Annotated in this window: 9 protein-coding genes and 1 riboswitch; of the genes, 2 read left to right on the forward strand and 7 right to left on the reverse strand. The window is 46.9% G+C overall.

Annotation, left to right across the window (positions count from 1 at the left end):
* Positions 1 to 128 precede the first annotated feature (128 nt).
* On the forward strand, positions 129 to 572 hold the full coding sequence (locus tag AC4BAP_RS04885) for a RidA family protein (RefSeq protein ID WP_490581502.1): 444 nt from the start codon (positions 129 to 131) through the stop codon (positions 570 to 572).
* 279 nt (positions 573 to 851) lie between these two features.
* Here the strand turns inward: AC4BAP_RS04885 and ruvB are convergent, their stop codons facing one another.
* The 3 genes from ruvB to AC4BAP_RS04900 form a co-directional block, all read right to left on the reverse strand.
* Complete coding sequence (ruvB, locus tag AC4BAP_RS04890) at positions 852 to 1895, reverse strand: Holliday junction branch migration DNA helicase RuvB (protein ID WP_490581503.1); 1044 nt, start codon at positions 1893 to 1895, stop codon at positions 852 to 854.
* Positions 1896 to 2871: 976 nt separating this feature from the next.
* Positions 2872 to 4050 (reverse strand): acyl-CoA dehydrogenase family protein, encoded by a 1179-nt coding sequence (locus tag AC4BAP_RS04895; protein ID WP_490581504.1) that lies wholly within the window; start codon positions 4048 to 4050, stop codon positions 2872 to 2874.
* A gap of 501 nt (positions 4051 to 4551) precedes the next feature.
* Complete coding sequence (locus tag AC4BAP_RS04900; RefSeq protein ID WP_490581505.1) at positions 4552 to 7026, reverse strand: TonB-dependent receptor; 2475 nt, start codon at positions 7024 to 7026, stop codon at positions 4552 to 4554.
* A gap of 62 nt (positions 7027 to 7088) precedes the next feature.
* Positions 7089 to 7185: riboswitch (TPP riboswitch) on the reverse strand.
* Positions 7186 to 7426: 241 nt separating this feature from the next.
* Between AC4BAP_RS04900 and AC4BAP_RS04905 the strand changes: the two genes are divergently transcribed.
* Complete coding sequence (locus AC4BAP_RS04905) at positions 7427 to 7651, forward strand: hypothetical protein (protein WP_490581506.1); 225 nt, start codon at positions 7427 to 7429, stop codon at positions 7649 to 7651.
* 56 nt (positions 7652 to 7707) lie between these two features.
* Here AC4BAP_RS04905 and AC4BAP_RS04910 read toward each other — a convergent pair whose 3' ends face one another.
* From AC4BAP_RS04910 to AC4BAP_RS04925, 4 genes are all read right to left on the reverse strand, one after another.
* A complete protein-coding gene (locus AC4BAP_RS04910; RefSeq protein ID WP_490581507.1) occupies positions 7708 to 8583 on the reverse strand; it encodes an aldose 1-epimerase family protein in 876 nt (291 codons plus the stop codon).
* A gap of 10 nt (positions 8584 to 8593) precedes the next feature.
* Positions 8594 to 9115, reverse strand: a complete 522-nt coding sequence (locus AC4BAP_RS04915) for an AAA family ATPase (protein WP_490581508.1) — start codon at positions 9113 to 9115, stop codon at positions 8594 to 8596.
* Between the two features lie 94 nt (positions 9116 to 9209).
* Positions 9210 to 11873 (reverse strand): T9SS type A sorting domain-containing protein, encoded by a 2664-nt coding sequence (locus tag AC4BAP_RS04920; RefSeq protein ID WP_490581509.1) that lies wholly within the window; start codon positions 11871 to 11873, stop codon positions 9210 to 9212.
* A 629-nt stretch (positions 11874 to 12502) separates the two neighbouring features.
* Complete coding sequence (locus AC4BAP_RS04925) at positions 12503 to 14836, reverse strand: T9SS type A sorting domain-containing protein (RefSeq protein ID WP_490581510.1); 2334 nt, start codon at positions 14834 to 14836, stop codon at positions 12503 to 12505.
* Positions 14837 to 15003 lie beyond the last annotated feature (167 nt).

Consider the following 15003-nt stretch of genomic DNA (forward strand, 5'->3'; position numbering starts at 1 on the left):
AGCCTGAAGTAAAGAGCGGTTACCACTTTATTTATAAAGTATAAGATTTAGTTAAAGTGTGTTAAAACTTATACTTCCTTTTGCTGCTTTTACTACCTTTCCCTTATCAAACTATAACCTATAAAACTATGAAAAAATTATTGGCAATTTTTCTGCTGTTGTGCCTGGTGCTGGCAGTAGAGGTTAAAGCTCAGGGCGTTCTGGAAAAGAATGGCAAGGTATTTCACCTGAGCCCTGGCGAGAAAGAGTATAATTATGCGCAGGCATATCGCAGCGGCAACCTGCTTTACATTTCGGGCACGGTTGGTAACGGCACCATGGAGGAGGCCATGGAACGGGTGTATAAAACACTGGAGTTCACGCTTAAGAAGTATAACCTCGATTTTACACACGTGGTAAAGGAGAACCTCTACACCCGCGACATGGAAGCCAGCAAGAAAAGTATGACTATCCGGAAAAAGTACTACGGCACCCACTCCCCTGCCGCCACCTGGGTACAAATCAACCGTTTGTTTGACGAGGAGTCTGTGCTGGAGGTGGAACTGATCGCAGAGATCAAAAAGACAGAATAGCAAGTTGTGACAAAAGAACTTTTGACAAAGGACAAAAGACTGTCACAGTATAGCCATTTATAAATCTAACAGGTATCTATAGCATACTATCTACCTGTACTTCAGGCTGCTTCTATTCCTATACTACTTTTTTGATCAAACTCCGTTGTGACCATCCCACAAATAATAGCAGGTGTACTTTTAACCCAGCTAATCAATCTAATCCCCATTAATCTGTGGTTTAGACAATAAAAAAGCAGGCCACCAAGCCTGCTTTTTTCATTATATCAAAACAGTTATTTATTCAGATTGATCAAATAAGCCTCCTGAAGAAACTTGTTGCGGCGGTACCTTGCCCAGGTGCCTGTACGCGGCTTCTGTTGCCTCACGGCCTCTGGCTGTACGCTTAATATAACCCTCCTGTATCAGGAATGGTTCGTAAACCTCCTCAATAGTTTCGGCTTCTTCGCCGCAGGCCGTTGCAATAGTCGAAATACCTACAGGACCTCCTTTATACTTATCAATGATACAGGAAAGTATGCGTTTGTCCATATCATCGAGTCCATTATGGTCAACATCAAGTGCGCCCAGGGCAAAACGTGCAATTTCCACATCAATGGTACCGTTGCTTTTTACCTGCGCAAAATCGCGGGTACGGCGCAGCAGGTTGTTGGCAATACGCGGTGTACCACGGCTACGGCGTGCAATCTCAAATGCCGCATCTTCGTAAATCGGGGCGCCTAAAAGTGCCGAAGAACGCTTTACAATTGACGTTAGAAGTTCCGCATCATAATACTCCAGGCGGCTATTGATGCTGAAGCGGGCACGCAGTGGTGCAGTAAGCAAACCGGAACGTGTGGTTGCACCAATTAAGGTAAACGGGTTCAGGCTGATCTGTACAGAACGTGCATTCGGGCCTGAATCCAGCATGATATCGATCTTATAATCTTCCATCGCCGAGTACAGGTACTCTTCCACAATTGGGTTGAGGCGGTGTATCTCGTCAATGAAAAGTACATCATTCGGGTCCAGGTTAGTGAGCAAACCCGCCAGGTCGCTTGGCTTGTCCAGCACCGGGCCAGAGGTCATTTTTATACCAGCCCCCAGTTCAGAGGCGATGATATGCGACAACGTAGTTTTACCCAAACCCGGAGGTCCGTGCAGGAGCACGTGGTCCAGCGCCTCGCCGCGGTGTTTAGCCGCCTGCACAAATATTTTCAGGTTCTCCACCACCTTCGCCTGACCTGTAAAATCTGAAAAGCTAAGCGGACGGAGCGCCTTGTCTATGTCGCGTTCGGTTGGCGTCATGTATTCGCTGCCGCCAGTAAGATAATCTTCCCTCATGCTCTAAATTTAATGCTTATTTTCTGCTTTTGCAGTACTAAATGGTAACAATTTGCCGCAGCAATTCGCTCCATTTCAGCTTACGAATTTACGTAATTTTGCTAATTATTTTATAACACATAAGCATAAATCTAATTTAATTAGCATTTATAAAAAGATATTTGGCGCTTTTTTTTAGCTGCTGCTTTTCCTAAGTCTTATTTCCCTATCGTTTCATATTATACTTTGGTGCGCTCAAGGCCGCGTGGCCTCGTTTCTCTGCATCGCCGCTGTGTTCCCTCCTGCGCTTGCGCGCTGCCGCATCCGCGGCACCGGATCTCACAAGGTGGCTCTTTAAAGAGGGCCCCTACCACTACTGTTCGAAACCTACTTAATATGCTCTTTTTCTCCTGTAATCCTCCTTTTTAAGGACGAAAGTGTCCCCTTGAGGACAAGTGAAAACGGGAGTTTGAAACTTGCGACCGTAGGTAACAGGGGTGTCAATCAGGTTCCGGATTGCTCAAAAGTTCATTTATACTTATAAAGCCTGCTAACGAAAACACCCCTATGGTCCCCTCAAGGGGACAGTCTGTTCTCAAACAAACATACTTTTAAGGCATTAGGACACACAATGTCTAGGTTTCGAACAGTAGTGGGCCCCTACCCCCACAGAGAAACTGGGATGGACACTTCTTGGTTAAAGCCTTCTGCAACTGGCAAGCAAGTGTAAAAAAGTAATAGCAAAATTCCCCGCCTTGGACAATCGAGAACGAGAGTTCGAAGATTGCGAGCGTAGCTCTGAGAGGTTGGGGTGGTTTGACCCGGTAATACCAGACACTCGCAGGAGCTTCGCACGCTGCGAGGTCTTTTAATCCTGCTAATCTTTAAAAATCCTGTAAATCCTGATTCAAAAAAAGGCAGCCACTCACGCAGCTGCCTCTCAAAATTTATACTTTATCGCCACTCGATAAACGAGCAACGAATAACGATCAACGACCTATTTAAAAGCTTGAATGCCGGTAATATCAGCACCAGTGATTAGTAAATGTATATCGTGCGTTCCTTCGTAGGTGATCACAGATTCCAGGTTCATCATGTGGCGCATGATCGGGTACTCGCCGGTAATGCCCATACCACCATGAATCTGACGTGCCTCGCGGCAGATGTGCAGGGCCATATCCACGCTGTTGCGCTTGGCCATCGATATTTGCTGCGTAGTGGCTTTGCCTTCATTCATCAGCGTACCTAAGCGCCACACCATCAGCTGGGCTTTGGTTATCTCCGTCAACATTTCGGCCAGTTTTTTCTGGGTAAGCTGAAACCCGCCGATTGGCCTATCGAACTGTATGCGCTCTTTGCTATACTTTAGCGCCGACTCATAGCAATCGATGGCAGCACCGATGGCTCCCCAGGAAATACCGTATCGGGCAGAGTCCAGGCACCCAAGCGGACCACGGAGGCCATCCACGTTTGGCAGCAGGTTCTCTTTCGGCACTTTCACGTTGTCAAACACCAGTTCGCCGGTGCAACTGGCGCGTAAACTCCATTTATTGTGTATCTCAGGGGTGGTAAAGCCTTCCATGCCACGCTCCACGATCAGTCCTTTGATGCGGCCTTCCTCGTTCTTAGCCCAAACTACCGCAACCTGGCACTCCGGAGAGTTGGAGATCCACATTTTAGAGCCGTTCAGCAGGTAATGGTCGCCCATGTCTTTGATGTTGGTCATCATGCCGCCCGGGTTCGAGCCGAAGTCTGGCTCTGTCAGGCCGAAGCAGCCCAACCACTCACCGCTTGCAAGTTTAGGCAGATATTTCTTACGCTGCTCCTCAGAGCCATACTTGTAAATTGGATACATCACCAACGACCCCTGCACAGATGCCGTGGAACGCATGCCAGAATCGCCACGCTCTATTTCCTGCATGATGATGCCGTAGCTGATATAATCCAGGCCACCGCCACCATACTCTGTTGGGATCGTCGGGCCAAAGGCACCCACGTCACCGAACTTCTTCACGATCTCGGACGGGAAGTGTGCATCCTGCGCCCATTGCTCTATGTAGGGCGATATTTCACGCTTTACAAACTCACGCATGGTCTGGCGGATCAGCAAATGCTCTTCCGTCAGTAAATCATCAATGTTATAGTAATCAGGGGCTCCTGTTGATTCGTAGGCCATAGTTTTGTTTTAAGGTTAAGTAAGAAGGGTAATACGCAAATATAAAACTAAATCAGGATTTTCAGGATGAAAGGATGAACAGGATTTAGTGGATAAACAGAATGATCTATATTAATGTTATCCAACCACCCCTAACCCCTCAAAGCTACGCTCGCAATCTTTGAACTCTCGTTCTCGATTGTCTAAGGAGGGGAATCTGCTATAACTTTGGTTAAAGTATAAGTTTCATTGCTGCGGCCAACCCTCGGACAGGTCGCGACCTGTCCCTGCAAAATACATTCTAGTTACTTTAGCGATGACATTTGAAGCAGTAAGTAAAAGCTCCCCGCCATACAAAGAGGTGCTAGGGGTGGTTGGAGCCGGTGCTTGAGATAAATCCTATAAATCAAATTAATCTGCGGTCAATAATCCTCAAAACTTATAAAATCCCCTTAATCACCGGTCAAAAAAAGCCCCACCAAAATGGCGGGGCTTCCGGGTGTATAGTATGAGTTTTATACTTTAGAACTTTAACCCCACCGACAACAGGAAATTACGTGTAGCCTGTGGGTAGTAGAAGTTCTCTGTGGTCTGTGCATTACCTGCAATGTAGCTGAAAGTATAGCCATTAGCCGCATACATCTCGTTGAACAGGTTATTCACCAGCAGCCCTAACTCCAGCTCTTTCAGCATATTCTTGAAGCCGACGTTGTAACGCAGGCGCAGGTCGCCTACCTGGTACGGACGAATAATGCGGGCCTCATTCTCTGTGTTGTCCAGGTACTGCTTGCTAACGGTTTTATAGATGAAGGCAGCACGCAGGCCTTTTAGCACCTCTACCTCCAACTGATTAGTAGACACAAAACCTGGCGAGAAGGCGATGGTGGTTTCGTTATAGCTGTTCACTACCTGGTCTCCGTTATCGTAGTCGTCGATGAACTCGTTAAAGCCTTTGATCTTGTTCTGGCTGTAGGCAAGGTTTGAGTTTAGCTTTACCTTACTACCGAAGTGAAAAGCAGCAGCCAGCTCTATACCCTGGCGATAGCTGTCCTCGATGTTAGTGCGGGTATAGGCACCTACATCATTTATCTGCCCTGTAAGCACCAGCTGGTTTTTATAGTTCATGTAGTACACATTAGCCTCAATATCGGCCAGAAGTGGAACGCCGGCAAAGTCCGGCAGGGTAAGCTGACCACGGTAGCCGGCCTCTATGTTGTGCAGTGTTTCGTGCTTAGGGCGGCTGTTCGGTGTAGATTCTGTAAAGTCGTCGCGCACCGGCTCACGGTTGCCCACTGCATACGAGGCATACAGCTGGTGGCCTTGTTCTACAGTATAAGTTATACCTGCCTTCGGATTGATAAACGTGTAATCTACATCCTGCTCTATACTTTCCAGGTCGTTGTCAAAGCCCATGAAGGCATAGTTGATCTTACGCAGCTGCAAATCGACGAACAGGTTTAGCTTATCGTTTAGGCCATAGTTGGCTTTCGCAAACATATTAAAGTCTGTTTTGGTGGCGTTGTTGTCGTAGTATCGGTGCCTGATGTTGGATGTTGAGGCAAAGCGCGCCCAGATAACTTCCCCGAAATGGTCTCCGTCATACTTGTTCCAGGCACCGCCCAGTGTCAGGTTCAGTTTTTCCTCCGGACGATAATTCAAAGCATAGGTTACGCCATAGAAATCGTTGTCCAGCCAGCGGCGGCGGATAATATCTGAACGCTTGATCTCAACGCCTCCAATTACCACGTTTGGCAAACCATATCGAGAAAACTTGTCGTCAGCTTTAAACTGCTCATAATATCCGCGTCCGTAAGTATAATGCAGGGCACCAGAAAAGGTCAGGCCGGTTGCAATGTCATGGGACAGGTGCAGTTGGTAGTGGTCTTGCTGGTAGTTGTCGGTTTCGTTGTCGTAAGTATAAAAGTTATACCTGCGGCCCGCTGAAAGCAGGTTTTCCTTATCGCTGCCTTCGATCCAGTTGCGGTCAATGTATGCCTGCAGGTCCTCGGCGTTGCCGTAAACCAATGCCTCTGGCGTTCCATACCAAGCCTGGTAAGTCTGCTCTTTGCCCGAGAAGGTCACGAACTTAACCGAGGTCTTGTCTCCGTAGTATCCTCCCGAAAAATAAAGTGATTTCAGATCAGAAAAAGCCCTGTCGATGTAACCATCAGACTTAATGCGCGACAAACGGCCATCGAATGCGAATTTGCCATTGATAAGGCCGGTACCAAAACGCACGTTGTTCTTCCAAGTATCGAAAGAGCCGTAGCTGTGGTCGGTTTCGGCGTAGGCCTCGCGGCGCACTTGCTGTGTCTGGATATTTATACTTGCACCGAAGGCACCGGCACCGTTTGTAGAGGTACCTACACCGCGCTGTACCTGTATGTCCTGCACCGAAGAGGCAAAATCAGGCATATTCACGAAGAAAACCCCGTGGCTTTCAGAATCATTAATGGGAATGCCGTTTACCGTAACGTTGATACGGGTAATATCTGAGCCCCTGATGCGGATACCCGTATAGCCCACACCGGCGCCGGCATCTGAGTTTACCACCACCGATGGCACCTGCTCCAGCAAGTATGGCAGGTCCTGGCCAAAGTTACGCTCTGCGATCTGCTCGCGGGTTACGTTGGTAAAGGTGGTGCCGGTAGTCTGGTCGGCACGTGTGGCCTGCACAATTACTTCGCTGGCCTGCATGGCCTGCTGGCGCAGCGCTACCTGTATAGTTTGGTTCTGCGACAGGTTTACAGCAACCTTCTTATCCTCGAAACCCAGATAACTAACAGCCAAAGTATAACTACCGGCCGGCAGATTTGTGAATTCGAAAGTGCCCTGCTGGTTTGTTGCTACCCCGGTGCCCGTGCTCTGGATAACAACGTTTGCCCCGGCCAGCGCATTACCAGTGGCTGCATCGGTAACACGGCCGCTCAGGTTATACTGGGCAAGCAGCTGCAATGGCATAAAAACAGTGGCCATCACAATTAATAAGAACTTCATTTGAAATTGAACTAGAATGACACAAAAAATTTATGCCAGGGGGAGAGAGAATAAGAATACTTTTTCTATCAGTGTTCTATCCCTGCGACGGCATTACCCGCATCAGGTTCAATGGGTATGATCTCAGCCCGTAATATTAAGGCACCCCTAACAATTCACAAAGGTAGGGGGCTTTTCTGTTATAGTCAAAATCTAATGGGTAAACATACACTACAAGCTGGTTAGCAAGGTGTTATTTTTCCTGAAATGCAAAAACCACAGGAGCACAATGTACGTTGAAAACAGTAAATGGCATACATTCTCTACATATCCCTTATACCCATAAATGTGTGTAGCAGTAGCCAGCTGAAACTATAATTGATAAAGTAGAACTGTGATGATGATCAGCATTTTGTATACAATGGCACTCCTAACTATACTTGCATATTATGCTTTTGCGCCTCGTAAAAGATTTAACCACCCACCATCCACTGACAGCGACGATGACGGAGGTGAGCCACTAGGAGACGACCTGCCAGATCTGGACCTTCCGCCCGGCATCTCATTGCCGATAAACGATTTTGAACCAAGATATGATATCCGGAATATAAAAGTGCCAAAGTTCCCGGAACCCTCTCTGCATTAACTGAAAAATTAAAAACCCCGGTTATCTAACAACCGGGGTTTATTTTTATACTTCCGTTACCAGACCTGTATACTATAGGTGCGCTCAAACACCTGTTTGGGGGCCAGTTCGTTTATCCCCTCTTTCTCCTGTAGCTCTGTGCTGCCGCTGTTGCTGCTGGCTATGCCGCACCAGGGCTCTATGCAAATGTATGGCGAAGGGCCAGGCTTTGCCCAGATGCCCAGATACGGGAAGCCAGGAAAGCTGATCTTGATCTTGCGCGGCCCGTTATGGCTAGCAAGTATAACCCTTTCAGACTTAAGCTCTTTTAAAATGATGGCGTCTTTATCGAAATAGCGGTGGTTGAGAGGCAACACCTTAGTTTGCTCGTCTATGAGTTCTGTTTCTCCGGTTTGCAGCCCATTCTCATCTATCAGGTAGCGGCGCAGTGTTTCTTCCTGCTCAAACTCCAGGTAGTAGTCGGTATACTGCTCATTGTTGTATAGCGGAACGTTAAACCCGGGATGTGCCCCAACCGAGAACCACATGGCTTTCTTGTTTTCGTTCAGTACCTGGTACGTTACCTCCAGCTTGTTATCGTTGAGCTTGTACGCCACCAACAGTCTGAATTTAAAAGGGTACTGCTCTAGCGTTTCCTCATCATGGCTTAACTGAAAAACAAGTTTACTGTCTTTTTCTTCGATAAGCTCAAACTCCTTTTTTCGGGCAAAGCCATGCCTGTTCATGTGGTAAGTATGGCCATCAAAAGTATACTGCTGTATTGGCAACTCTCCTACAATCGGGAACAGGTTGGGCGCATGGCTGCCCCATAAAGTCGGGTCCCCTACCCAGATCAGTTCCAGGTCTTCGTCTTTTTTTATAAAATGCTGAAGCTCGGCACCCATGCTTTCGATGCCCACTTTAAAATAATCGTTTTCAAGAAAGTATAGCATAAAGCTGTAGTTAAGTGTGTTTCAGGAGCAGGTCGTCTACGTGTTTACGCGCCTGGTTAAAACGTTCCTGCTGCTGCCCGGTAATTTCTGCAAAAGGCACCTGCAGGGCTTCCAGCTCACGTTTGTACCAGTCGTAAAAGAAACGGCGCTTATGTGGATGCTCACGCTGCGGATCCGGCTCCCAGGGCAAATCAACGCCCATTAGCAGGCAAAGGTTATAGTCTTGCTGCAATAGTTTTTCAGAGATCCAGGTGGGGCACTGCCCAAATGCATGCTCGCTCCAGATTTTGAGCACCAGCATATCAGTGTCGGCAAAAATAATGGACTTGCCATGCTTCATTGCCTGCTGCTCTAGTTCGTGCTGCCCGCGTGCAATTGCCTCTATGTCCTGCAAAGTATAGGGCCTGCCCAGGTTGCCGATGTAGTTGCGGGCATACTCGGGCACCCATACGGTTTCGTAATGCTGTGCCAGCTGCTCGGCCAACGTAGATTTCCCCGTCGATTCCGGTCCTGTTATTGCGACTTTTAGCATGTACCAAAGGTCGTAAAATATACGCAAGTATAAAATAAAGCTGCCCCGGCACACGTGGCACCGGGGCAGCTTGTACAAGTAGTTTTACTTTGTACTATTTTCTCAGTATCAGCTTCACGGTTTTCACATCGGTGCCGCTCACGATGCGGGCAATGTAAATGCCGCTCAACAAATTACGTCCGTCAACTTCCACGCTGGTTACTTCACCTGGCTGTGCAGTACCAGACTTCAGTTCCTTAAGCAGGTTGCCTCTCAGGTCGTACAGGTTAGCTTTATACTCACCACCTTTGGGCAGTTTAAACTCAACGGTTGTTCTGTCGCTGAACGGTGACGGATAGGCAACTGCCTTGCTCTCGTCTGCGCTTGCCAGAGGTGCTGTTTTGCACGGGTTCTCTACCTCGTTCTCTATACAGAAGCTAAGGTCGTCGAAAGCGCCTGAGCCGGCAAAGTGATTAGAGCCATCGCGGCCATCCATAACAATCTTCATCTTAAGCACACCACGCGTATTGCCAAGGCTAACTGTCTGTTTGCTATTATCGCCTAAGGCTAGCAGCTTAACCTTGAAGAGTTCCACATTGTTCTCACCATACAGGTATACCCAGGAGTTGTTCTCATACCCGTCAATATCCAGGGCACGCATCGACTTCATGGTTACAGGTCCTATTCTGGAGAAGTCAAAGTGCAACTCTCCACCCCACTGGTTATCGTTTGGTACATTGGTCAGGTCCTGGTTAATGATGATCACATGGTGCCAGTCTTCAGTGTAAAGGTCGGCATCATCGCCGGTAGGTGCCTGGGTATCAAAAATGGCCGCGTGGTTTTCCGGGGCGTATGTACCATCCGGGTTACGTTTTTTACCAAACACAGGTACCGCACCGGCCGGGGTGTTCAGCACGGAAACAAGGCCCAGCTTTTCATCGCTGAAGTTCTCGAGATGGCAGGTAAGCTCTGGCTGCGGCTTAGGCTGAGGCTCTACATAAGCGGTTGCCGTAGCGTAACATCCGTTTCCAGGGTTTGTTACCTTTAAAGTATAAGTACCGGCAACACTCACTATTGGGTTCTGCATGCTCGAGGAGTAGTTTTCAGGTCCGGTCCAGTAGTAAGTAACCCCTTCCGTAGTGGAGTGGCCTTTTAACTGCAACGTACCAGTGTCGCAGCCCAGCATACCACCAGTTGCCTGCACATGCGGCTTGCTGTCATCCATCGTTACAACCACCTCGTCTGTGGCCTCGCAGCCTGATCTGGAATTGGTCACCTTCATAGTATAAGTACCTGCGGCACTCACTGTTGGCGTAAGTGTGTTCTCTCCGGATACTATTTTACCACCGTTGCTGGCTGTCCATAAAACACCTCTCCAATGCTCAGGCACAGAAGTTGAACCCTCCAGCATAATGGTCGGAACAGCGCAACTTAGCCTTTTATCCGTGCCAGCGTTCATAACTATGTCTTTATCCTGAGTAACAGTAACATTGTCACCGGCTGAGCAACCATTGGCAGGATTGGTTATGGTTAAGTAATAGACACCTGCCATCGATACTGTGATTCCTGGCGTTTCTGCTTCAAAATTGTCTGGCCCTGTCCACTTATACTTTGCGCCCTCAATGTTGGTAATGCTTCCCAACTGCACCGATTTGATGTCGCAGGTTAGATGTGGTGTTGCTGGTGTGGAAATTTGGGCCGTTGGGGCAGTTTTGTTCATGGTAACCACTACCTCGTCTGTAGCGGTACAACCGCCGGTTGCTGTTGTTACGGTAAGCTTATATGTACCAGCTGCATTAACGGTTGGTGTAAGTGTGCCGCCTCCAGACACGATATTACCTCCATTGCTTGCCTCCCATTTATAGCTTGCCCCTGCCGTAGCCGAGCTGCCGCTCAAGGCAATACTTGTAGTGGCGCAGGTAAGCACTTTGTCATCACCGGCATTGGCATCCGGAGTGGTACAGCATGACTTGATCATCACCTTACTGGTGTGAACATCAGTTTTGGCTGGGCTGGATGAATCCTTTACGGTCAGTTTTATGGTTTTCTCGCCATCACTCATATAAGTATAAGATGCTGTTAATGTCGTAGCATCCTCAATGCCATCCCCGTTAAAGTCCCAGGAGTAAGTATAAGGCGCTTTGCCTCCTGTTGGTGTTGCGGTAACCGAAACCGTTTCGTAGCGGTTATTCTCCGTGCAGGATGCCTGTGCCGTAAAATTGGCAATCAGGGGTGCTTCCACAACAATAGGGTTCTCACGGCGGCACTTAGATGGCACTATAGAAGAGCAGGTGGTTGGGTCTGCGCAGAAATCTTTATTTCCTGTACCCCAGGCTATAAAGATGTCCGTAAGCATGATCTCGCTGCCACAGGTCCAGTTGATAGGTGTAGTATACCTAAGCACGTTGTTGTTGCCCGTTAAAGGCACACCAAAGCAATTAGACACAGGCTGGTCGGCCATGTTCTTGATCCTGAGCATACCCGATACATAAACGCCTACCCGTGGTGTAGTAGTTGAAACCACCACATTCAGGTAAGCCTGCCCTTGCACCCCTGGCGTGCAGTCTGATGTAAGCGGCACCCCATTGGCATCCGAAAGGAATACCCGCTCCACTTTAATATCATTTGAGGTACAGTTTAAATCAGGACAAGTTTGTGCCATTGCATTTTTGGATAGCAGTACGGCAGCCAGCAGTAGCATAGCTATATGCCACAGCAGCCTCGATGGTTTGGGTGAAGTATAGTCCTCGCTATACTTTTGTTGGTATAAGTAATTCATAGTTAATAAATTGGTTATTATATATAATTATTATTGAATGCGTTTTTTAAGGCAAAGCAATTCCACCACAGCTGTAAATCCTTACACAGCAGTGAGCAAGAAGTATGGTACCTCCTTACAAGAAGCCCTTATGCCTATCTGGATGTTGGTCCGGCGCGCATGGGGAAGCGCCAGTGTTTTCGGAAAATGGAAGGATCAGCCCTATCAGTGTGCTTTGTCATCTGTAAAAAGTATAGCAGTTAACATCCGACGCAAAAATTTGCGCCAATAAGCATTAGGGTTATAAGGTGGGTGTGTGGCGTGTATCTGGCTATGGCTATTTGCTTTTAATAAAGCAGCAAGCTTAGCACTGTATGGTAATACGATTTAATGTAGAAAAGTATATGAATTTTACTTTAATTTATTAAACAATTTAAAGCATAAGCAATAACACCAGGTGTAGACATTATATAGCTGGGTGAACGTATCTAAAAATTGAGTAGGAAATTCTTAAATCAACGTAATAAAATGAACTATCCGCCTTGGGACAAGTGCAGTAACTTTAAGTAATACTCAAGCCTTTATAAAGGAACACGGCACCAGGTTAACCCGGTGCCGCGTCCAAAGAAATCTAAAGTATAAAAGTAGGTTTAATTGTTCTTTTTAAGCAACTTAACTGTTTTAGATCCGGAGCCGCTGACCATGCGCGCCAGGTACATACCATCTGCCATACTTCTGCCGTCAACTTCGATCTGGGTAACCTCACCTGCTTTGGCAGTCCCAGACTTTAGCTGCCGGATAAGTTGTCCTTTCATGTCGTACAGGTTTATCTCATACTTACCAGCCCGCTCTGCCTTAAACTCCAGCGTCACGTTCTGCGAGAATGGAATTGGGTAGGCAGTTAGCTGGTCATCGGCTTTGGCCTGTTCGGTGGTTTGGATGGAGTTGGAGGAGGATACTTTAATATCTTGAATTTCCTCTGTATCTGTACATGAACTAGCTCCTGTACTGCACTCACCTACTGTAGCAATAACACTGTAACCAGAACCAGCCTCTAAATCTGTAAAAATAGCGTCGCCAGTTGTATAATTAATAATTCTATCAGCATAACCAGTTCTTGATAAAGTATATTTTGTTCCAGCAGCAGGATTCAAAATCTTAACTTTAAACTTATTCTCATCGCATTTAGGTGGTATATATTCTAAACTTGGACCAACTGGTTGCTCATTAACTACCAACGATACATTGCTTGTTGCACTTCCACAACTTGGGACAAAATCACTCAATACAGTAAGCCTCATCACCACAGTTCCACCATTTCTAGTACCATTCACCTTTACAGTAGGAGTAGCTGTATTACCATTCGTAATTTCAATGCTCCAGCCATCAGGCTTACTAAATACGCTCCAAGATAAGGAGCCATACTGACCGCTACCGTTCAGGCTAAAAGTGTTACCTAATGCATTATAACATTGTGCTTGTGGAGCATCTCCCGCATTTGCAACTGGATTATTGTTCACCGTGATCGTGGCCGAGGCCTCGCTTGAGCAGCCGGCACCGCTGGTCAGCTTGGCGTACACTGTGCCCCCGGTGCTGGTGTAGGTGCTCGGCGTGCCGATCTGGTTGGCCGCGGTGGCAGGCGTGCCCGTGTGCCAAGTCACCGTGCCCGTGCCCACGTTGCTGTCCTTGCTGGTCAGGTCGAACACGGCGGAGTTGTTTTGGGCGTTGGTTGCGCAGGCGGTGAAGCTAACACTCGAGGCCGACGGGCGGGCGTTCACCGTCACTTCTGCTGTGGCAGTTTTAGTGCAACCATTTGTAATATATGTATAAGTAACAGTGTATGTTCCTGGATTGCTTGCTGCTAAATCAATTTGGCCTGATGAAGAATTTATAGAAAGTCCAGTTGGTGAAGCACTATAAGTACCTCCTGTAACGCCGCTATGCGAAACCGAAGCAGTACCTACAGGGCAGTATGGACCATTATAAGCTATGGTTGCGTTTCCAAAGGTGATCTGCACCTGTTGTGGTTCAACTAAATCTTTTAATGCAGCTGTTTGAGAGTCTGATGCTTTTGTTTTAACAAATAGTGTTTTTATACTTAAGCCGGTACAAGGATTTGCAATCTCACGTAATACTCCAGTAACATTAATTGCGGCTTCCACAAAAGCAAACTGGCTATATGTTGTACTACCAAATGCTCTAAAAGGCACAGCTACTGTACCGGTTTGGTTTGTTTCTGCAAAAATATAATTTCTAAGATCTCCGTTTTTTAGCACATAATCATACATCCCCGGCGATGTCATTTCCCAAAGGTATATTCTAACAGTGGGCTTTACACCACCATTACTGTACTCCATCGAAACTACCATATCACCAACTGTTCTACCTCCATGTGGCCCTTCAGATGTAAATCCATTACCAGTTGTGCTTCTAATTAAGGTATTTTGGAGCAATTCAAAATCTATGTAACTCGTACCACTTGTTGATAATCGATCCCCTGCAATAATAATCCAATCATTATTATTTGCATCTCTAGTAACAAGGTACATCGCATTATTAATATCATTTTTGCTAGGCGCTTTACTCGCAGACCAAGCCCAGGTAGTTGGGTCTGCATTAAACTTGCTACCTTCGGTAAAAATTATATCGTTTCTATCATTATAGGCATCTCTGATAAGGCTTGCGTTTAAGCCGTTAACTACAGAGGGAGTACCATTTGAACTAACACTAAATACAAAGCCTCCAGAACCACTTGTACCAGCAACCCAGTCGCCTTGGTTAGGTGCAAATGGCAAAGGCACCGTAGGCGTTCCAGCTCTTAAATCACCATCTATTCCAAAACCTCCTGATGGTGGATTAACTGGTGCTAACTGCGAATAACCCCTAGTTACTGATATCAAAGTAATTAGTAGCATTAAAATTGTGTAATGCCATAGCCTACCCGCCCATCGCAGGCTTTTCGTGTAATTGTCAATTTGTTTCATTGTTGTAAGTTTTTTTGTGTTTAGAAAGCTGTAAATCATTTTAAACCAGGCAAAGCAATCCCGTGCAGCTAATGTTATATATTAACTGGCAGTAGCAATTACTTGCGCAGTGAGTGGGTGTAAATGTTGTTATTTGCCCATACCCCCTATGTGAGCTGCGGAGTCGG

The sequence above is a fragment of the Pontibacter sp. GD7 genome (genome assembly GCF_058216375.1).

What these genes read in the sequence shown, in the direction of transcription:
- AC4BAP_RS04900 (WP_490581505.1), bottom strand. Translation starts at nt 7,026, where the DNA reads ATGAAGTTCTTATTAATTGTGATGGCCACTGTTTTTATGCCATTGCAG.
- ruvB (WP_490581503.1), bottom strand. Translation starts at nt 1,895, where the DNA reads ATGAGGGAAGATTATCTTACTGGCGGCAGCGAATACATGACGCCAACC.
- AC4BAP_RS04895 (WP_490581504.1), bottom strand. Translation starts at nt 4,050, where the DNA reads ATGGCCTACGAATCAACAGGAGCCCCTGATTACTATAACATTGATGAT.
- AC4BAP_RS04910 (WP_490581507.1), bottom strand. Translation starts at nt 8,583, where the DNA reads ATGCTATACTTTCTTGAAAACGATTATTTTAAAGTGGGCATCGAAAGC.
- AC4BAP_RS04920 (WP_490581509.1), bottom strand. Translation starts at nt 11,873, where the DNA reads ATGAATTACTTATACCAACAAAAGTATAGCGAGGACTATACTTCACCC.
- AC4BAP_RS04915 (WP_490581508.1), bottom strand. Translation starts at nt 9,115, where the DNA reads ATGCTAAAAGTCGCAATAACAGGACCGGAATCGACGGGGAAATCTACG.
- AC4BAP_RS04925 (WP_490581510.1), bottom strand. Translation starts at nt 14,836, where the DNA reads ATGAAACAAATTGACAATTACACGAAAAGCCTGCGATGGGCGGGTAGG.
- AC4BAP_RS04905 (WP_490581506.1), top strand. Translation starts at nt 7,427, where the DNA reads ATGGCACTCCTAACTATACTTGCATATTATGCTTTTGCGCCTCGTAAA.
- AC4BAP_RS04885 (WP_490581502.1), top strand. Translation starts at nt 129, where the DNA reads ATGAAAAAATTATTGGCAATTTTTCTGCTGTTGTGCCTGGTGCTGGCA.